The sequence below is a fragment of the Flindersiella endophytica genome, assembly GCF_054779015.1.
This window is the reverse complement of the sequence record NZ_BAAGYY010000023.1, coordinates 583,983-600,972: the sequence shown is the minus strand read 5'-3', so window position 1 is coordinate 600,972 and position 16,990 is coordinate 583,983. Positions and strand designations below refer to the sequence as shown.

The following is a 16,990-nucleotide window of genomic DNA, read 5'->3' as shown; positions in this document are numbered from 1 at the left end:
ACCTCGGTTGTACGCGCGTCGGTGCCAGACTGCGAGCATGACCGACCTCTCAGCACTGCTCGCCGACATCGAGGCGGCCGGCGCGTTGCTCGACGGCGTGGCCCGGGTCACGCCGATGGAGAGCTCGCGGTGGCTGTCTGCCAAGGCCGGCGGGCCCGTTTTCCTCAAGTGCGAGAACCTGCAGCGCGCCGGTTCGTTCAAGATCCGCGGCGCCTACACCAGGATCGCCCGCATGTCGGCGGCCGAGCGCGCTCGCGGTGTGGTGGCCGCTTCGGCCGGCAACCACGCGCAGGGCGTGGCGCTGGCCGCCAACCTGCTGCACATCAAGGCGACGGTGTTCATGCCGCACGGTGCGCCGCTGCCGAAGGAGCAGGCGACGCGTGCGTACGGAGCCGACGTGCGGTTCGCCGGGACCACGATCGACGAGGCGCTGGTGGCGGCGCGGGACTACTCCGCTTCGACCGGAGCGGTGCTGATCCATCCGTTCGACCATGCCGATGTGGTCGCGGGGCAGGGCACGGTGGGGCTGGAGATCCTGGAGAAGTGCCCGGACGTACGGACCGTGCTGGTCTCGGTGGGCGGGGGCGGGCTGGTGGCGGGGATCGCCTCGGTGCTGGCGGCCCGGGGATCGTCGGCGCGCGTGGTGGGAGTGCAGGCGGCCGGGGCGGCGTCGTACCCCGCCTCACTGGAGGCCGGGCAGCCGGTGCCGCTCTCCTCGATGGCGACGATGGCCGACGGAATCGCGGTCGGGTGCCCGGGTGACGTGCCGTTCTCGTTGGTGCGGTCGTACGTGGCCGGAGTGGTGACCGTCACCGAGGACGCGCTGTCGCGCGCGCTGCTGGCGCTGCTGGAGCGGGCGAAGCTGGTCGTCGAGCCGGCGGGCGCGGCGGCGGTGGCCGCGTTGCTGGAGAACCCGGAGGCGTTCGAGCCGCCGATCGTCGCCGTGCTGTCCGGCGGGAACGTCGACCCGATCCTGCTGATGCGGGTGATCCAGCAGGGCATGGTGGCGGCGGGGAGGTACCTCTCGTTCCGCGTCACGATCCCGGACCGGCCCGGCGGGCTGGCGGCGATGCTCGGGGAGCTGGCCGCGGCGGACGCGAACGTACTGGAGGTCGTACACGAACGGACGTCGGCGTCGCTGCACCTGGACGAGGTGGAGGTGGGGCTGCGGGTGGAGACGCGGGGGCCGCAGCATCGCTCGGACATCCTGTCGCGGCTCGAGGCTGCTGGGTACGCCGTGAACTTTTAGAAACGGTTCCTCGTTATCTATAAAGATCGGCTTGCCATTTGTAGATGCGAGAGGTGTAATCGAGTCATGTCCGGAGACACAGGCACCAACCCGCCCGGCGACGCCTGGGCGGCAGCGACCGACGACGTTGCGGAGTCGTCTGAGCAGAAGTCGGCGTATGAGAAGGCCTCCGAGGCCAAGGCTGACGAAGAGCAGGCGAGAGCCGACGAGGAACAGGCCAGGGCCGACGAGGAACAGGCCAGGGCCGATGAAGAGCAGGCCAGGGCCGACGAAGAGCAGGCGAGGACCGACGAGGCGAAGGCTGAATACACCGACGCCAAGGAGGTGCTGGCCGCCGTCGCCGCCGGCAAGATCACGCCCGACGAGGCCGCCGAGCTGCTCGACAAGCTCAAGGGCTCGGAGCAGGCCGGCGCCGGCGAGACCAAGGCCGAGGTGCCGGTGACCGCGGCCAAGCCGAAGCGGGTCCGGATCCGCGCGGTGGGCCGCCGGGTCAAGATCGTCGGCGAGCCGTTCGTGAAGACGATCGCGGTCGACGGGCCGCACGTCGTACGCCAGGAGGGCGACACGCTGCTGATCTCCAGCGAGGGCGAGTTCGGCGCGTCGCTCGACGGGTTCACGCTGACGCCGCCGCGTTCGCTACGTGACGTACAGCAGAAGCTGATGGATCTCGGCCGGGAGCTGTCGATCCGCGTCAACCCCGGCCTCGAGATCGAGGCGGAGATCACCGCGGGCAGCATCAACGCCGAGCGGGCGCCGCTGCTCGCGCAGGTACGCGTGACGGCGGGGTCGGCGCGCGTCCGTGACGTCGAGGGCCCGATCGATGTCCTCGTCCAGGCCGGGTCGGCTCAGGTCGAAGGCAAGATCGTGAACGGCCGCTCGCGGCTGCGGGTGGAGTCCGGCTCGTTGCAGCTCCGGCTCCTGCAGGGCTCGTCAGTGCGTATCCGCCCCGACGCGCAGCTCGGCCGGGTGCAGTGGGAGCCGCCGGCCCGCCCGGGCAAGGAAAACGACGAACAGGTCGTCGGCGGCGGTGACGCCCGCCTCGACCTCGAGATCGTCATGGGCGCGGCGACTGTGAAAGAGGCTCCGTGACCGGAGGGCTGTCCAGCTATGACAGCCACAACCACGAGTACCGGCCGCCGCGCGACTGCCCGGTCTGCGGCGCCGGGCTGGCGGTCACCCGGCTGTCCTGCGGCTCGTGCGGCAGCGAACTGTCGGGCGTGTTCGAGTCCTGCGACTACTGCGCCCTGACCGACGGGGAGCGGGAGCTGCTGCGAGTGTTCCTGGTGTCGCGAGGCAACATGCGCGAGCTCGAACGGCACCTCGGCGTCAGCTACCCGACGGCGAGGCAGCGCTACGCCGACCTCCTGGCCAAGCTCGGCCTGGAACCAGCCCCGAGCGAAGCCGGCGATCCCGGCCCGTCGACCGCCGCTGAACCTCGCCCCAAAGCCAGCCGCGTCGACATCCTCGCCCGCCTGGCCAAGGGCGAGTTGGACGTCGAGGCCGCCGCCACCTTGCTGCGCGGCTCTGACTGAGCCCTCGCCGTACGAAAGAGCACGTCCGCCGCCGTGGGTCGCACGGGGCGGACGTGCTCTTGAGGGCTTGGGCGGTGTTATCCGCCGAACGCCTCGACCTCGACGATCTCGACGGAGACGTCGCGGCCGTTCGGCGCGGCGTAGCTGGCCTTGTCGCCCGCACTCTTGCCGTTGATCGCGGCTCCGAGCGGCGACTGCGGCGAGTAGACCTCGATGTCGACCGAGTTGTCGAGCGCCAGCAGCTCTCGCGAGCCCAGCAGGAACGTCTCGGTGTCGTCGTCGCCGACGAACCGGATCGTGACCTTGGTGCCCGGGCGTACGACGTCAGCCGTCGCCGGCAGCTCGCCGACCTGCACCTTCCGCATCATCTCTTCGAGCTGGCGGATCCTGAGCTCGACGCGTCCCTGCTCGTCCTTGGCAGCGTGGTAGCCGCCGTTCTCGCGCAGGTCGCCCTCGTCGCGGGCTTCGCCGATGCGTTTCGAAAGCTCCGTGCGCACGGTGCCAGTGAGGTGCTCCAGCTCCGCCTTCAGGCGGTCGTGGGCCTCCTGGGTGAGCCAGATGACGTTCTCGTCGGTCGGCTGCGTCACGGTGGGTCGCTCCTTGGGGTAAACGGGTGTGGCACCGTACGTTCCCGGTGCCCGAAAACACGTATAGGACACCGTCCACATGCATCGGACAGTGTCCGGGGGCGTACGGATAAGCCTACGAGCTTAGCCGGTGCCCGCCACCCGCCCAAGCCAGGTTTGGCACGGTCGGCCACCATTGGAGTCGTACTTACATGTAATCCGGTTCAGCAGTTGATATCGGCCGCCGCGCCTCCCATGTGGACGCGCGGCGATGTTGCGAGGGAGAACGACCACGGTGGCTCCGCTTCGACTCATGCACGTCCACGCTCATCCCGACGATGAGTCCAGCAAGGGTGCGGCCAGCACCGCGAAGTACGTCGCCGACGGCGTCGAGGTGCTGGTGGTGACCTGCACCGGTGGCGAGCGCGGCTCGATCCTCAACCCCAACATGGACCGGCCCGACGTGCTGGCCAACATGGCCCAGATCCGCCGTGACGAGATGGACCGGGCGCGCGAGATCCTCGGCATCAAGCAAAGCTGGCTGGGCTTCGTCGACTCGGGCTTCCCGGAGGGCGACCCGCCGCCTCCGTTGCCGGAAGGTTGCTTCGGCCTGGTGCCGGTCGACGAGGCCGCCGAGCGGCTGGTCAAGGTGATCCGCGAGTTCCGCCCTCACGTCGTCACGACGTACGACGAGAACGGCGGATACCCCCACCCCGACCACGTGCGCTGCCACGAGATCACGATCGCCGCGTGGGACAAAACGGGCGACCCGGACGCCTACCCCGAGGCCGGCGAGCCGTGGCAGCCGTTCAAGCTCTACTACCAGCAGACCTTCCACCGCGCCCGGATCGAGGCGCTGCACGCCGCGATGCTGCGCAACGGCCTGGAGTCTCCGTACGCCGAGTGGCTCGAAAATTGGTCAGACGATCGCGAGGACCACTCGAAGCGGGTCACGACGCGCGTGCCGTGCGGTGACTACTTCGGCATCCGCGACAAGGCCCTGCTGGCCCACGAGACCCAGATCGACCCGGGCGGCCGCTGGTTCCAGACGCCGCTGTCAGTACAGCAGGAGGCCTGGCCGACCGAGGACTTCGAGCTGGCGCGTAGTCTCGTGGACACCGAAGTTCCAGAGGACGATCTGTTCGCGGGCGTGCGCGAGCTCGTTGCTGACGAATGCGAGACCGCGGACTGTGCGTAGGAGTGAGTAACCATGCCGCCAGCGCTGGCAGCGACGGTTCTGATCGCTGACCGTGACTCGAGCCAGTGGGTCGGTCCCGGGCTGCTCGGGTTCGTCGTCATCGTGGCCTTGTGCGCCGGTACGTACCTCCTGTGGCGCAACATGAACAAGCAGATCAAGAAGGTCGACTTCGACGACGGCTCCAAGCCGGAAGCCGCGGAGGCTGCGGACGCCCCCGGCGCCGCGGAGGTCAAGGAGAACGGCGACCAGCCGACGGGTTCACCGAAGCAGCGCTAGCCGAGCCGGCTCAGCACGTCCGCCGTCGTACCCGTCTCGGCGAGCAGCGGAAAGATCCGCCGCAGGCTGTTGTCGTGGGCTTCGGCGCTCATGTCGGTCATGGCGTCGCTGACGCAGGTGACGTTGTACGCGTGATGGTGCGCGTCGCGCGCGGTCGACTCGACGCCGATGCTGGTGGCGACTCCGGTGAGCACGATGCCGGTGACGCCGCGGCGGCGCAGCTGCACCTCGAGGTCGGTGCCGTGGAACGCGCTCCAGTTGTGCTTGGTCACCACGATGTCGCCGGGCCGCGGGCCGAGCTCGTCGGCGATCACGTTCCAGCCTTCCGGTCGCTCCGCCGAGCGCGCGGGTGCGTCGGTACGCGTGCGGAGTACCTCGCCGCCGTCGGCTGAGAAGTCGACGCGGACCAGTACCACCGGGAGCCGTCGTGCCCGGAACGCCTCCGCGAGCCGCACCGCGTTGGCCAGTACGTCACTCGCCGGGTGCACCACCGGCAGGCCGAGCACGCCGCGCTGCAGGTCGATGACGACGAGCGCGCTGCGGTCGTCAAGGGCGGTGATCGGCATGGGTTTCCTCTTCCTCGTCCGCGGTCGGGTTGGGTCTCGGGCGCAGGCCGCGCCCGAGGAGAACGCTGAGCAGGAGCAGCACGCCGAGGCCCGCCAGCGCGAACGCGACCTCGTGCAGGGCGCCGTCGGTCGCCCGTGCGCCGTATGTCAGGCCGATCAGGCTCGCCGACAGGATCGCGCCGATGTACTGGAACGTGCGGAACAGCCCGGAGGCGACGCCGATCCGGTCGGCGGGTGCCTGCTGGTAGAGCGCGGCCTGGTTGCCGAACACGTTCAGCCCGTTCGGCAGCCCGAACAGCATCGCGATCACGACCAACGCGACGACGGGCGTCGTGGAGCTCGCGGTGAGCAGGGCGAGGGCTCCGGCGACCATGCCGACGGTGCCGATGAGGAGCGCTTGGCGGGTACGCACGCGGCCGCCGCGCGAGATCAGCGTCGACGACAGCGCGGCCACCACGGGCATCGGCATCGTGAGCAGGCCGGCGACCGTCGAGCTGAGGCCGCGCGCTTCCTCCAGCCACTGGGTGAAGCCGTAGAGCATGCAGTAGATCGCGAAGAACGTCACGGCGTGGCGGAGGTAGGTGGCGGTGAGCGCGCCGTGTGTACGCAGCATGCGGACGTCGATGAACGGCGAGCGGTGCCGCAGCTCCCACATCACCAGGACGATCGTGAGCGCGGCGGCGAGGCCGAGCAGGAGGTACGGCGGGTCGGGGCGGAGGCGCATGAGGAACAGCAGCAGCGCGGTGATCGCCGCCGAGAACAGGGCGACGCCGGTGAGGTCGAGGCCCTTCAGCGTCTCTCGTACGCCGGTTGTGGCGTCGCGGGCGTGGCGGGTGTCGCGGGGGAGCCAGCTGAGGGCGAGCACGATGCCGAGTAGGGCGATCGGCACGTTGACGAAGAAGATCCAGCGCCAGCCGGCCAGCGCGGTGAGCAGCCCGCCCAGCGCGGGGCCGACCGCGGCGCTGGACTGAGCCGCGATCGACAGCGAGGCGAGTACGCGCGCGGGAGTGTCGACGCCCCGCTCGTCCGCGCGAGCCCGGATCATGGCGAGGGCCGCGGGATAGGCGGAGGAGGTGCCGATGCCGAGCAGTAGCCGGGAGAGCAACAGGCCACCCATGCCGTCGGACAACCCGCCGACCAACCCTCCCACAGCGACGATGCCGAGTCCGGTCAACATGATCCGCCGCGGCCCGTACAGATCGGCGAGGCGCCCCATCAGCGGCTGCGCGACCGAGGCAGTGAGATAGAGCGCCGCGACCAACCAGGCGGTACTGGCCGCCCCAACCCCAAGCTCCCGCCCGATCGACACCAACGCGGTCGCGATCATCGTGGAGTTGAGCGGGTTGAGCAAGCTGCCAAGAAGCAGCGGCGCGACAAACCTGCCGTCGAACGGTGGAGTACGCGTGGTCATCGCCCGGCTGGCCGCTTCCCCGCTGAGAAACCGGTTTCTGCCGAGCCCGCAGCGGCGGGTGCGCCGGTGGAAGCGCCTGGGGAACCGGTTTCTCGTGCCCGACCGGCGGTGATGCCCGCGGCGGCGCCCGTCGTGGCTCCGGCCGAGGAACCGGTTTCTGGCATCGAGCTGACGTGGCCGGCGGCCACGTCTGGGGAACCGGTTTCTGCCGAGCCCGGGGCGGCAGTCCCGCCGGGTGCGCCGGCGGGGGAACCTGAGGAACCGGTTTCTCGTGCCCGGCCAGTGGTGATGCCTGCGGCGGTGCCGGTCGTGGCTCCGGCTGGGGAACCGGTTTCTGGCGGCGAGCTGACGTGGCCGGTGGCGGCGTCTGGGGAACCGGTTTCTGCCATCGTGCGGCGGCTGGCGCCCGTAGCGGGTGAGGAACCGGTTTCTCGGGCTGCGGCCGGACCCACCGCCGTCTCCGCGGCAGGTGCGGCGGATAGCTCCGCATCGGCGAGTTTGGCGAGTAGAGGGGTGGCGCGGATCAGCAGGTCGCGCTCGTCGGCAGTCAGCACGGTCGACATTGCCGAGGCGAGCCAGTTCGCCTTGCGTTGCCGGTCCTCCGCGATCGCGGTGCGGGCTTGGTCGGTGAGTTCGATCAGTACCCGGCGGCGGTCCCGGGGGTCGGGCGTGCGGCCGATATAGCCGGCGAGCTCCAGTAGGTCCAACGTCTTCGACATCGTCTGCGGCCGGATCCCCTCCGACGCCGCCAGCTCGCTCGGCGTCGCCCGTTCGGCCTGGTAGAGGCGAGACAGTACGGACAGCTGCGACATCGTCAGGTCGCTCCGGTCGGTCTGCTGCCGCAGCCGGCGGGTGACCCGGGAGAGCTGCAACCGCAGCTCGCTCGCGGCGGCCGTCGCATCGCCGTCGTTCGTGCCCATATTTCTCAGCGTAGCTGATAAACAGCCACGCTGATTATGCCCGCACCACTTGACAGCGACGGTGAAATGACATCACAGTGACGTCATGACGACGCACGCATCCGGCATCGCATTGTTCCGGCAGCCGAGCTTCGCCCTCGCCTGGACCGCCGGCCTGATCTCCCTGGCCGGCGACTGGGCGCTGAAGATCGCGCTGCCGATCCTGATGCTGCAGCTCACCGGCTCGATAGCCGCCACGAGCGGTGTCGTGATCGCCGAAATGCTGCCGGCGCTCGTCATCGGCCCGCTGGCCGGCGTGTTCGTCGACCGCCGGGACCGGCGTCGCGTCATGATCGTGGCGAACGTACTCCAGGCCGCCGCGCTACTGCCCCTGCTCGCCGTCCGCGACACCGATTCGGTCTGGATCGTGTACGTGGTCACGGTCGTCGCCACCGCGATCAACCAGTTCTTCAAGCCGGCCGAGGCCGCGCTCGTACCCATGCTCGTCACGCCCGACAAGCTGCTGGCGGCGAACTCGCTCGGCGCCGTCAACAACAGCCTGGCCCGCCTCGCCGGCCCGGCGGCCGGCGGCTTGGTCGCGGCGGCCGCGGGTCTGCCCGGCGTCGTCGCCGTCGACGCGACGACGTTCCTCGTCTCGGCCGGCCTGCTGTTCCTCGTCCGCGGGCAGCATCGAGTGGCGGCTCCCAGGACGGATGCGCACCCGATCGCCGCGTTCAAGGAGGAGCTCGCGGGCGGCCTGCGCGTCATCCGCCGCAGCCGGGTACTGCTGGTGCTGGTCGTCACGTTCAGTGTGACCTCCATCGGCGAAGGCATCATGGGAACGCTGTTCGCGGCCTATGTCTACGACGCCCTGCACGGCGGCGTCCGCGAGGTCGGCTGGCTGATGTCGGCGCAGGCCGTCGGCGGCGTGCTGGGCGGCGTACTCGGCGGCTTCGTCGCCGTGCGCTTCTCAGCCGTACGCCTGCTCTGCGTCAGCGCGATCGTCTTCGGCGCGCTCGACATCGTGCTGTTCCTCTACCCCGCGGTCTGGCCGATCCTCTGGCCGGCCCTGCTCCTCCTCGTACTCGTCGGCATCCCGGCCGTCATCATGGGCTCGGCCGCGATGTCCCAGCTCCAGCTGGCAGCGACACCGGCGTTCTGCGGACGAGTCTTCGCCGTCCTGGGTACGACCCAAGGCCTCGCCGCGACGCTGGGCGCGGTTCTGGCGGGCGCGTTCGGCGAACGCTTCGGCGTACTGACGATCCTGGTCGGCCAGGGTCTGGGCTACGTCCTTGCCGGCGTGGCGATGGGCATCCTGCTACGCGGTCACGCCGTGAACGTGCACGCCAGCAACCGATCGGTCAGCGAGGTGTCTCCCTCAGCGGTCAGCCCGTCCCCTGTGGCGGCGGACTGACCTCGCCTGAACGTGAAGGGAGCCCTCCGGCCGCAGGTCCGCGCAGGCCGGCGACCGTGGTGGGTGTGTTCGGCGAACACTTCGGCGTGCTGACGAGGGCCTAGACAATGTCCTGGCCGGCGTGGCGATGGGGCTTCCAGCCACGCGGTCACGGTGTGAGCGTGCAGGCCAGCAACCGATCGGTCAGCGACGTGTCTCCCTCCGCCGTCAACCCCGCCTCGGCGGCCGACTGACGCCGCCAGAAGGTGAACAGCAACCCCGCCGCCGGTCCGCGCAAGACGGCGGCCGCCTCTGAAGCCTGATCATCAGACAGCACAGGCCCCCGCGCCTCATGCAGTTCCGGATCGGACGCCTGCGGCGCCAGCAGCCACCGCGCCGGCGCATCGGTGCACTCGATCAGCACCGGCACGTCGACGTCCACGCGAGGCACGCCGTAGGCCTTCCGCCGGCACAGAAACACGTCGAAAATCTCGCCGAGACCGTCCGCCGCGTGCCCAGCCTCGTAGGAGTACGCCCCACCCAGCGCCCCCGCCACGTCGTTGCGGTGCATCGCGGTCTCGTGGCTCTGCCGCCGCGACCAGAAGGCAGCCGTCCGGAACCCCTTCTGCAACGTCCAGCAGGGTTCGTCGGGGTCCGTCGCCGCGAGCAGCTCCAGCAACCGATCCGCCCGCGCCGCGTACCACTCACCCAGCGGCGCACCCGAAGGCAGCTCCAGCCACGGATGCCGAGGGCTCACCCCGTCGAGCCCGGTCGAGGCGTTCAGCCCGGCCCAGTTGTGTACCCCACCAAGGTGAGCGACCAGATCGCGTACGCACCAGTCCGGGCACGCCGGCACCCGCGCCGCCTCGTCCCCTTCGGCCAGCGCCGCCAACATCCCAAGCAGGAGGTCGGCCTCGCGCCGGATCATCGCCTGGTACTCGGCCGGGGTGTACGCGCCGAACGGTTGGTCGGTCATGCGGCCAAAGGTATCCGAGCGACAGAACCGTTAGCATGACGCGAATGACGGAAGCGGCAACGACGCGTAAGTCCCTGACCGACGTGATCGACCCAGGCTGGGCGAAAGCGCTGGAGCCGGTCGCCGACCAGATCACCAGGCTCGGCGACTTCCTGCGCGCCGAGATCGCCGCCGGCCGCCCGTACCTCCCCGAGGGCCAGAACGTCCTGCGCGCGTTCCAGCAGCCGTTCGACCAGGTCCGCGTGCTGATCGTCGGCCAGGACCCCTATCCCACACCAGGCCATCCGATCGGGCTGAGCTTCTCGGTCGCTCCGGAGGTCCGCCGCTTGCCGGGCAGCCTGGTCAACATCTTCAAGGAGTACGTCAGCGACCTCGGCCTCGGGCGTCCGACGTCAGGCGACCTGTCGCCGTGGTCGAACCAGGGCATCATGCTGCTCAACCGCGTCCTCACCGTGCAGCCCGGCAAGCCCGGCTCGCATCGCGGCAAGGGCTGGGAGGCCGTGACCGACCAGGCGATCAAGGCGCTGGTCGAGCGCGACCAGCCGTTCGTCGCGATCCTCTGGGGCCGCGACGCGCAGAGCCTGCGGCCGCTGCTGGGCGAGACGCCGCGGGTCGAGTCGGTGCACCCGAGCCCGATGTCGGCCGACCGCGGCTTCTTCGGGTCGAAGCCGTTCAGCCGTGCGAACGCCCTGCTCCAGCAGCTCGGCGCGCAGCCGGTCGAATGGAAGCTCAGCTAACGCTACGAAGTGCCGTAATCTGAGCGTTCCTTCTATCCGGTTTCGTTATTGGGGGCTCGCATGAGCCGACAGGCATGGTTTCGGGGCGGTTGTGTGGTTGTGGCGACCGGCCTGTTACTCACCGCCTCCTGCAGTGGCGACGACCCGCGCGCGGAGTCGTCGAAGGTCGCCGCGGCGTTCGGCAAGGCCTGGTCGGCCGGGCAGCTCACCGAGTTGAGCCAGCTCACCGACAAGCCGGATCAGGCGCGCAAGACGTTCGTCGAGGCCAACCGCGTGCTCGGCATCGAAGCCGGGAAGGCCGGCACCAAGGTCGTGCCGCAGGGCTCGCCGAGCTGTAACGACGACGGCTGCAAACAGCAGCTCGCCGTCACCCAGGAGGTCGCGGGCCTCGGCGCCTGGAAATACACGACCGCGCTGACCGTACGCAAGCAGGGCGACCAGTGGCTGGTTGCCTGGCAGCCGACGATCTACCACCCCGGCCTGACCGCCGACACCAAGCTGGCCAAGAGCCGTGAGCTCGGCACCCGGGCGTCGATCCTCGATCGCAACGACGAGGCGATCACCGAAGACCGTACGGTCGTACGCGTGGGCGTCGACCCCGCCAAGGCCGACCCGGCCAAGACGTACTCCGAGCTCGCCAAGCTGGTCGGCATCAACGCCGGCGAGCTGCGCAAGGAGGTCGAGGCCGCTCCGAAGGGCACGAGTTACGTCCACAGCATCACGATGCGCGAGGAAGCCTACGACGACATCTGGACGCTGTTCGACAACGTGCCCGGCGTCGTGATCAAGAAGGACAAGCTGTCGCTCGCGCCGACGTCGAGCTACGCACGGGCCGTCCTGGGCGCCGTACTGCCGGCGACTCCGGAGACGCTGAAGAACGCCGGCCCGCTGGCCGCCGAGACCGACGAGCTGGGCAAGGCCGGCCTGCAGGAGGCGTACCAGCAGCAGCTGGCCGGCAAGCCCGGCGGCACGATCAGCGTCGTCGACCGGGCGACCGGAGATGTGGTCGAGGATCTGCTCAAGGTCTCGCCGGCGGCCGGAAAACCGTTGAAGACCACGCTCGACCCCGCGATCCAGGAAGCCGCCGAGAACGCGGTGATGTCGCAGGCCAAGCCGACGGCGATCGTCGCCGTCAAGGCGAGCACCGGCGAGATCCTCGCGACCGCCAACGGCCCGGGAATCACCGACTACAACCGCGCCTTCATCGGCAAGTACGCGCCGGGCTCGACGTTCAAGGTGGTGACGTCGGCCGCGCTGCTCGAGGGTGGGCTGCAGCTGAACGACCGGGTGCGCTGCCCGAAGGAGATGTTCGTCGGCGGCAAGCGGTTCAAGAACGCCTACAACACCCAGCTGCCGGACGGCCCGTTCATCACGGCGTTCGCGCACTCCTGCAACACCGCGGTCGTCGGGCAGGCCGAACGGCTGTTGAACGACTCCGTGCCGGAGATGGCGGCGCGGTTCGGCATCGGCGAGAAGTGGGACGTCGGTCTCCCGGCGTTCAGCGGATCGGTGCCGAAGCCGCGCGACCTCACCGACCGGGCGGCGACCATGATCGGCCAGAGCCGGGTGGAGATGAGCGCGCTGGGCATGGCGATGCTCGCGGCGACGGTCGACTCCGGGCAGCCGCGCACTCCCGTGCTGCTACCGGACGAGAAGCCCGGGCAGGAGGCCGGCAAGCCGCTCCCGGACGGGCTGCACAAGCAGTTGCGGGCGCTGATGGCCGCGGTGGTCAACTCCGGTTCGGCGAAGCTGCTGAAGCAACCGGGCGTGCAGGTGTTCGCCAAGACCGGGACGGCGGAGTACGGCTCGGCGACGCCGCTGCGTACCCACGCCTGGATGATCGGCTTCCGGGGAGACCTCGCGTTCGCCGTCATCATCGACGACGGTGGAGGCGGCGGGAAGGACGCCGGGCCGGTGGCGAGGCAGTTCCTGCAGGAGACGCGGTTCTCCGACTACTAGATCTCTTCCGGAATCGATGGACGCGAGGGCCTCGAACGGGGTAGTGATGGTGCATGGAGGTCACCGTCGCGCTCGCAGGCGACACGATGCTGGGTCGCAAGGTCGGGCAGAAGCTCGCCAAGGTGGGCCCGACGTCGCTGTTCGCAGCTGACGTCCGGGCGGCCGTCTCCGAGGCCGACCTGTTCCTGCTGAATCTCGAGTGCTGTGTCTCCGAACGCGGCGAGAAGTGGCCGTCGCTCAGCAAGCCGTTCTTCTTCCGCGCGCCGCCGAAGGCCGTCGAAACCCTTGCCTGGTTGGGCGTCACCGACGTGACGCTGGCCAACAACCACACGCTCGACTACGGCGTCGACGCGCTGGCCGACACCGTTGAGCTGCTGGCCGCGGCGGGCATTCGTGCGGTCGGCGCCGGCGCGAACGTCGACCTGGCGCGGCAGGGTGAGCTGGTCGAGGTCAACGGCGTCAAGCTCGGCATCCTCGGCGTCACGGACCATCCGGCCGACTTCGCGGCGCGCTTGCGGCGGGCCGGCGTCGCGTACGCCGACCTCCGGGTCGACGTACCGCCGTGGCTGACGTCGCGGCTGCAGGCGATGGGGTCCGAGGCCGACGTCGTGCTGCTCACCGCGCACTGGGGGCCGAACATGGTCTCGGCGCCGCGTCCGTACGTACGCGCGGCGGCTGAGCTGCTGCTCGACGCCGGTGCCGGTGTGATCGTCGGGCACTCGGCGCACGTCTTTCAGGGCGTGCACGGCAACGTGCTGTACGACCTCGGCGACTTCATCGACGACTATCGCGTCGAGACCCGGTTACACAACGACCTCGGCATGCTGTGGTTGCTCACGCTCGGCCCCACGGGCCCGGTCCGGCTGAAGGCGATACCGATCGCGCTCGACTTCTGCTTTACCCGGTTGGCGAACCGGGAGGAGTACGCCTGGGTGCGGGAGCACTTCGCTGCCGCTTGCGCCGACCTCGGCACCGACATCCGCGACGAGGGCGACCACTTGCTGATCAGCTGGTGACCATGGAACTCATCGAAGAAACCCCGTTCCGCTTCAGGATCGAACCGCACGGCGAGATGCGCGTGCCGGGCGTGGTGTTCGCGTCCCGGCGGCTGCTGCCGGCGGGTGGCGAGGAGCAGGCGCTGCAGCAGGTCGCCAACGTCGCGACGCTGCCGGGCATCGTCGAGGCGTCGTACGCCATGCAGGACATGCACTGGGGTTACGGATTCCCGATCGGTGGCGTCGCGGCGACGGATGTGGACGCCGGCGGGGTGGTGTCGCCGGGTGGGGTCGGGTTCGATATCTGTTGCGGGGTTCGTCTCTACGCGGCCGACCTCTCGCGGTCCGAGCTCTCGCCGGAGGATCTGGCGCGCCTGATGGACGGCCTCGGGCGCGCGGTGCCGCGTGGGATGGGTGCGGGCGCGGTCTGGCAGTTGTCCTCGCGGGACGAGCTGGAGGCGGTGCTGCACGGAGGATCGCGTTATGCCGTTGAGAACGGACGCGGTGTCGAGCGCGACTTGCAGCGGTGTGAGGACTACGGCGCGGTGTCGTCCGCCGACCCGAGCGGGATCAGCGACCGGGCCGTCAAGCGAGGGCTGGCGCAGCTGGGATCGCTGGGCTCGGGGAACCACTTCCTCGAGTTACAGGCGGTCTCCCGCGTGTTCGACGCCGAAGCGGGGCGGGTGTTCGGGCTGCGCGAGGGACAGCTCTGCGTGATGATTCACTGCGGGTCGCGTGGGCTCGGGCACCAGATCTGCACCGATCACGTGCGTACGTTCGAGTCGGCGATGGGGCGGCACGGGATCTCGGTGCCGGACCGGCAGCTGGCGTGCGCGCCGGTGCGTTCCCCGGAAGGCGAGAGCTATCTGGGCGCGATGGCGGCGGCGTCGAACTTCGCGCGGGCGAACCGGCAGGTGCTGGGGGAGGCGGCGCGTGGCGTGTTCGCGGAGGTGTTTGGACGTTCGCTGGATCTGGTCTACGACATCGCGCACAACCTGGCGAAGCTCGAGTCGCATGTCGTCTCCGGCGGCGTTTCGCGAACGCTGTGCGTACACCGGAAGGGCGCGACGCGGGCGCTGCCGCCGGGACACGGCGACCTGCCGCCGGACCTCGCGCCGGTGGGGCAGCCGGTGCTGATCCCGGGCTCGATGGGGACGGCATCGTACGTGCTGGCCGGCGTCTCGGGCGGGCCCGCGTTCGCGTCGACGTGCCACGGCGCCGGGCGCGTACTGGGCCGGAACCAGGCGGTGAAGGCACTGAAGGGCAAGGACGTCGAGGGGGTGCTGGCCGGCCTGGGCGTCGCAGTGCGCGGCGCGGGCTGGCGTGGCCTGGCCGAAGAGATGCCCGAGGTCTACAAGGACGTCGACGCCGTCATAGAGGCAGCGGAAGGCGCGGGGCTGGCGCGGAAGGTGGCGCGCCTCGTGCCGGTCGGCGTGGTCAAGGGCTGAGGCGGGCTTCTTCGATCGCGCGGGTTTACGTGGTGCGCGGTTGGTTCGTCAACACGAGCTTTCCGCGTACGTGGCCCCGTTCGCCGGCGCGGTGGGCTTCGGCGACGTCGGTGAGCGGGAACGTACGTACGGCGGGGAGCGAGAAGCGTCCGGACTCGATCAGGTCGCCGATCTCGGTGAGCGCGTGGAGGGCGCGGCCGGTGTCTCCGCGGCTGAACCGCACTCCGTAGGCTTGCGCGCCGGCGAAGTCGGCGACCGTCAGGACGTGCTCCGGACCGCCGGTGAGGTCGATCAGCTCGGCTAGTACGCCACTGCCCGCGACGTCGAGGGCGAGGTCGACGCCATCGGGTGCGAGCGTGCGAATCCGCTCGAGGAGACCTTCGCCGTAGGCGACGGGTTCGGCGCCCAGCGGCCGGAGGTACTCGTGGTTCGCGGGACTGGCGGTGCCGATCACCCGTGCGCCGCGCGCTGCGGCGAGCTGTACCGCGGCGCTGCCAACGCTCCCGGAGGCGCCGTTGACCAGCAGTACGCTGCCGCCTCCGACGCCGAGTTGGTTGAGCGCGCGGGTGGCCGTCTCGATGGCGGCCGGCAACGCGGCGGCGCCGGCGAAGTCGAGGGACGGCGGGATGGGCGCGTAGTAGTCCAGTACCGCCAGCTCGGCCTGGGCCGCACCTTTGCTGGAGAAGCCGAACACCCTCTCGCCCACGGCCACATCGGTGACACCCTCGCCGACCTCGTCGACGACGCCGGCGGCTTCGTGGCCCAGAGTCTGCGGAAGCTGGTCGTCCATCAGGCCGCTGCGTTTCTTCCAGTCGCTGGGGTTGACGCCGGCCGCCCGTACCGCGATCCGGACCTGGCCGGCCTCCGGATGCGGATCGGGGAGGTCCACGATCTCGAGCACCTCAGGGCCACCGAACTGGCTGAACCGCACTGCCTGCATCGTCCGCACCGATCTCTGCTCAGAGCGCAGCACCCCGCCGCACCGCGCGACAGTCTGCCATCGGACCCGCGAGCCACTTGCCGGCCGTGCGCTTGCCGGCCTGTTGTTTTCTCGGCCGGTCACCGATCAGACGTTCAGCAGCAGACCTATACGTCGGACTCGGCAGGGGAGAAGTCCGGCCAGGGCAGGTCGTCGATCGGGCGGCGCTGGGGGCCGGGGTTGAGGATGCGTTTGCCTACGCCGATCCGGCTGCGGGGCACGGCCCGGAGGCCCCGGCGTACTGCCTCCTCGAGCACTGTCGTCACCGCGGTCTGCCGGCGGTCGGCGAGTTGGACGGCGTCGAAGTACAGCCGCTCGTCGAGAGAGAACTCCAGTTTGTAATCGGCCATGCACATAGCGTGGCACATGACGCTCAGATATCGACGGTGACCTCGCACCGCCAGCCGGTCGTTCCCCGCTCGGCCAGCAGGCCGTGCAGGGAGGCTGCCTTCGGCACGGCGCCCGTGAGCTCGGCCTCGGCCGCGGCGGCGACCTCGAACCGGACGGACAGGCCAGCCGCGGTGCGCTGAACATCGGACTTCAGCGGCAACACCGAGTCCGTGTCCAGGCGGTAGATCACCTCGTCCAGCAGCGCGACCAGCAGGTCCTCGGCAGGCGCGGCAGCGAGCTCGACCGTCACCGAGCCCGAGCCCGAGGCGTTCGACAGGTCGGCGAACGTATCGACCAAGCCGGCGACTGCCTGCTCCAGGCACGCCTCCAGGGTCGGACCCCAGGCCTCGATGCGAACGTCGGCGGTGTGCGGCAACGTACGGTGTCCGACCTGCTTGTTCGTCACATTCGAAACC

18 protein-coding genes are annotated in these 16,990 nt (G+C 69.9%); 10 read left to right on the top strand and 8 right to left on the bottom strand.

Going from position 1 to position 16,990, the window contains the following annotated elements; all coding sequences use genetic code 11:
• Positions 1-37: 37 nt before the first annotated feature.
• From ilvA to ACYVF6_RS27110, 3 genes are all read left to right on the top strand, one after another.
• Positions 38-1,249, top strand: coding sequence for a threonine ammonia-lyase (gene ilvA / locus ACYVF6_RS27120; protein WP_460525379.1), 1,212 nt, complete (start codon positions 38-40; stop codon positions 1,247-1,249).
• 66 nt (positions 1,250-1,315) lie between these two features.
• Positions 1,316-2,338 carry a DUF4097 family beta strand repeat-containing protein gene (locus ACYVF6_RS27115; RefSeq protein ID WP_460525378.1) on the top strand — a complete coding sequence of 341 codons (1,023 nt, stop codon included), beginning with the start codon at positions 1,316-1,318 and terminating at the stop codon, positions 2,336-2,338.
• Positions 2,335-2,781, top strand: a complete 447-nt coding sequence (locus ACYVF6_RS27110) for a DUF2089 domain-containing protein (RefSeq protein ID WP_460525377.1) — start codon at positions 2,335-2,337, stop codon at positions 2,779-2,781. Before ACYVF6_RS27115 ends, ACYVF6_RS27110 begins: the two co-directional genes overlap by 4 nt.
• Positions 2,782-2,858: 77 nt before the next feature.
• Here the strand turns inward: ACYVF6_RS27110 and greA are convergent, their stop codons facing one another.
• Positions 2,859-3,368 (bottom strand): transcription elongation factor GreA, encoded by a 510-nt coding sequence (greA, locus tag ACYVF6_RS27105; protein WP_460525376.1) that lies wholly within the window; start codon positions 3,366-3,368, stop codon positions 2,859-2,861.
• Between the two features lie 292 nt (positions 3,369-3,660).
• Here greA and mca point away from each other — a divergent pair, with 292 nt between their 5' ends.
• Both mca and ACYVF6_RS27095 read left to right on the top strand, forming a co-directional pair.
• The gene (mca, locus tag ACYVF6_RS27100) at positions 3,661-4,545 is read left to right on the top strand and encodes a mycothiol conjugate amidase Mca (protein ID WP_460525375.1); all 885 of its coding nucleotides are present in this window, start codon (positions 3,661-3,663) and stop codon (positions 4,543-4,545) included.
• A 12-nt stretch (positions 4,546-4,557) separates the two neighbouring features.
• Entirely contained in the window at positions 4,558-4,821 is a 264-nt protein-coding gene (locus ACYVF6_RS27095) for a hypothetical protein (protein WP_460525374.1), read from the top strand.
• Here ACYVF6_RS27095 and ACYVF6_RS27090 read toward each other — a convergent pair.
• From ACYVF6_RS27090 to ACYVF6_RS27080, 3 genes are read right to left on the bottom strand one after another with little or no spacing between them, the layout of a single operon-like run.
• Complete coding sequence (locus ACYVF6_RS27090) at positions 4,818-5,387, bottom strand: cysteine hydrolase family protein (RefSeq protein WP_460525373.1); 570 nt, start codon at positions 5,385-5,387, stop codon at positions 4,818-4,820. The two genes, ACYVF6_RS27095 and ACYVF6_RS27090, sit on opposite strands and share 4 nt — an antisense overlap.
• On the bottom strand, positions 5,368-6,798 hold the full coding sequence (locus tag ACYVF6_RS27085) for an MFS transporter (protein ID WP_460525371.1): 1,431 nt from the start codon (positions 6,796-6,798) through the stop codon (positions 5,368-5,370). The genes ACYVF6_RS27090 and ACYVF6_RS27085 overlap by 20 nt, the downstream gene beginning before the upstream one ends.
• A complete protein-coding gene (locus ACYVF6_RS27080) occupies positions 6,795-7,718 on the bottom strand; it encodes a MarR family winged helix-turn-helix transcriptional regulator (RefSeq protein WP_460525369.1) in 924 nt (307 codons plus the stop codon). The genes ACYVF6_RS27085 and ACYVF6_RS27080 overlap by 4 nt, the downstream gene beginning before the upstream one ends.
• An 85-nt stretch (positions 7,719-7,803) precedes the next feature.
• Here ACYVF6_RS27080 and ACYVF6_RS27075 point away from each other — a divergent pair, with 85 nt between their 5' ends.
• The gene (locus tag ACYVF6_RS27075) at positions 7,804-9,111 is read left to right on the top strand and encodes an MFS transporter (protein WP_460525368.1); all 1,308 of its coding nucleotides are present in this window, start codon (positions 7,804-7,806) and stop codon (positions 9,109-9,111) included.
• 148 nt (positions 9,112-9,259) lie between these two features.
• Here ACYVF6_RS27075 and ACYVF6_RS27070 read toward each other — a convergent pair whose 3' ends face one another.
• Entirely contained in the window at positions 9,260-10,066 is an 807-nt protein-coding gene (locus ACYVF6_RS27070; protein ID WP_460525367.1) for a maleylpyruvate isomerase family mycothiol-dependent enzyme, read from the bottom strand.
• A gap of 44 nt (positions 10,067-10,110) precedes the next feature.
• Here ACYVF6_RS27070 and ACYVF6_RS27065 point away from each other — a divergent pair, with 44 nt between their 5' ends.
• Genes ACYVF6_RS27065 through ACYVF6_RS27050 form a run of 4 tightly spaced genes read left to right on the top strand, consistent with a single transcriptional unit; the run spans position 10,111 to position 15,205 of the window.
• On the top strand, positions 10,111-10,803 hold the full coding sequence (locus tag ACYVF6_RS27065) for a uracil-DNA glycosylase (RefSeq protein WP_460525366.1): 693 nt from the start codon (positions 10,111-10,113) through the stop codon (positions 10,801-10,803).
• Positions 10,804-10,863: 60 nt separating this feature from the next.
• Positions 10,864-12,762 carry a penicillin-binding transpeptidase domain-containing protein gene (locus tag ACYVF6_RS27060; protein ID WP_460525365.1) on the top strand — a complete coding sequence of 633 codons (1,899 nt, stop codon included), beginning with the start codon at positions 10,864-10,866 and terminating at the stop codon, positions 12,760-12,762.
• Between the two features lie 53 nt (positions 12,763-12,815).
• A complete protein-coding gene (locus ACYVF6_RS27055) occupies positions 12,816-13,778 on the top strand; it encodes a CapA family protein (RefSeq protein ID WP_460525364.1) in 963 nt (320 codons plus the stop codon).
• 2 nt (positions 13,779-13,780) lie between these two features.
• Positions 13,781-15,205 (top strand): RtcB family protein, encoded by a 1,425-nt coding sequence (locus tag ACYVF6_RS27050; RefSeq protein WP_460525363.1) that lies wholly within the window; start codon positions 13,781-13,783, stop codon positions 15,203-15,205.
• 25 nt (positions 15,206-15,230) lie between these two features.
• Here ACYVF6_RS27050 and ACYVF6_RS27045 read toward each other — a convergent pair whose 3' ends face one another.
• The 3 genes from ACYVF6_RS27045 to ACYVF6_RS27035 all read right to left on the bottom strand — a co-directional run bounded on the left by ACYVF6_RS27045 (position 15,231) and on the right by ACYVF6_RS27035 (position 16,980).
• A complete protein-coding gene (locus ACYVF6_RS27045; RefSeq protein WP_460525557.1) occupies positions 15,231-16,145 on the bottom strand; it encodes an NADP-dependent oxidoreductase in 915 nt (304 codons plus the stop codon).
• A gap of 146 nt (positions 16,146-16,291) precedes the next feature.
• The gene (locus tag ACYVF6_RS27040) at positions 16,292-16,534 is read right to left on the bottom strand and encodes a hypothetical protein (protein ID WP_460525362.1); all 243 of its coding nucleotides are present in this window, start codon (positions 16,532-16,534) and stop codon (positions 16,292-16,294) included.
• A gap of 23 nt (positions 16,535-16,557) precedes the next feature.
• Positions 16,558-16,980 carry an archease gene (locus tag ACYVF6_RS27035; RefSeq protein ID WP_460525361.1) on the bottom strand — a complete coding sequence of 141 codons (423 nt, stop codon included), beginning with the start codon at positions 16,978-16,980 and terminating at the stop codon, positions 16,558-16,560.
• Positions 16,981-16,990 lie beyond the last annotated feature (10 nt).

Coding starts and splice junctions, on each gene's coding strand:
- ACYVF6_RS27085 (WP_460525371.1), bottom strand. CDS start 6,798: ATGACCACGCGTACTCCACCGTTCGACGGCAGGTTTGTCGCGCCGCTG.
- ACYVF6_RS27095 (WP_460525374.1), top strand. CDS start 4,558: ATGCCGCCAGCGCTGGCAGCGACGGTTCTGATCGCTGACCGTGACTCG.
- ACYVF6_RS27045 (WP_460525557.1), bottom strand. CDS start 16,145: ATGCAGGCAGTGCGGTTCAGCCAGTTCGGTGGCCCTGAGGTGCTCGAG.
- ACYVF6_RS27040 (WP_460525362.1), bottom strand. CDS start 16,534: ATGGCCGATTACAAACTGGAGTTCTCTCTCGACGAGCGGCTGTACTTC.
- ACYVF6_RS27060 (WP_460525365.1), top strand. CDS start 10,864: ATGAGCCGACAGGCATGGTTTCGGGGCGGTTGTGTGGTTGTGGCGACC.
- ACYVF6_RS27115 (WP_460525378.1), top strand. CDS start 1,316: ATGTCCGGAGACACAGGCACCAACCCGCCCGGCGACGCCTGGGCGGCA.
- ACYVF6_RS27090 (WP_460525373.1), bottom strand. CDS start 5,387: ATGCCGATCACCGCCCTTGACGACCGCAGCGCGCTCGTCGTCATCGAC.
- mca (WP_460525375.1), top strand. CDS start 3,661: ATGCACGTCCACGCTCATCCCGACGATGAGTCCAGCAAGGGTGCGGCC.
- ACYVF6_RS27070 (WP_460525367.1), bottom strand. CDS start 10,066: ATGACCGACCAACCGTTCGGCGCGTACACCCCGGCCGAGTACCAGGCG.
- ACYVF6_RS27055 (WP_460525364.1), top strand. CDS start 12,816: ATGGAGGTCACCGTCGCGCTCGCAGGCGACACGATGCTGGGTCGCAAG.
- ACYVF6_RS27075 (WP_460525368.1), top strand. CDS start 7,804: ATGACGACGCACGCATCCGGCATCGCATTGTTCCGGCAGCCGAGCTTC.
- ilvA (WP_460525379.1), top strand. CDS start 38: ATGACCGACCTCTCAGCACTGCTCGCCGACATCGAGGCGGCCGGCGCG.
- ACYVF6_RS27080 (WP_460525369.1), bottom strand. CDS start 7,718: ATGGGCACGAACGACGGCGATGCGACGGCCGCCGCGAGCGAGCTGCGG.
- ACYVF6_RS27065 (WP_460525366.1), top strand. CDS start 10,111: ATGACGGAAGCGGCAACGACGCGTAAGTCCCTGACCGACGTGATCGAC.
- ACYVF6_RS27050 (WP_460525363.1), top strand. CDS start 13,781: ATGGAACTCATCGAAGAAACCCCGTTCCGCTTCAGGATCGAACCGCAC.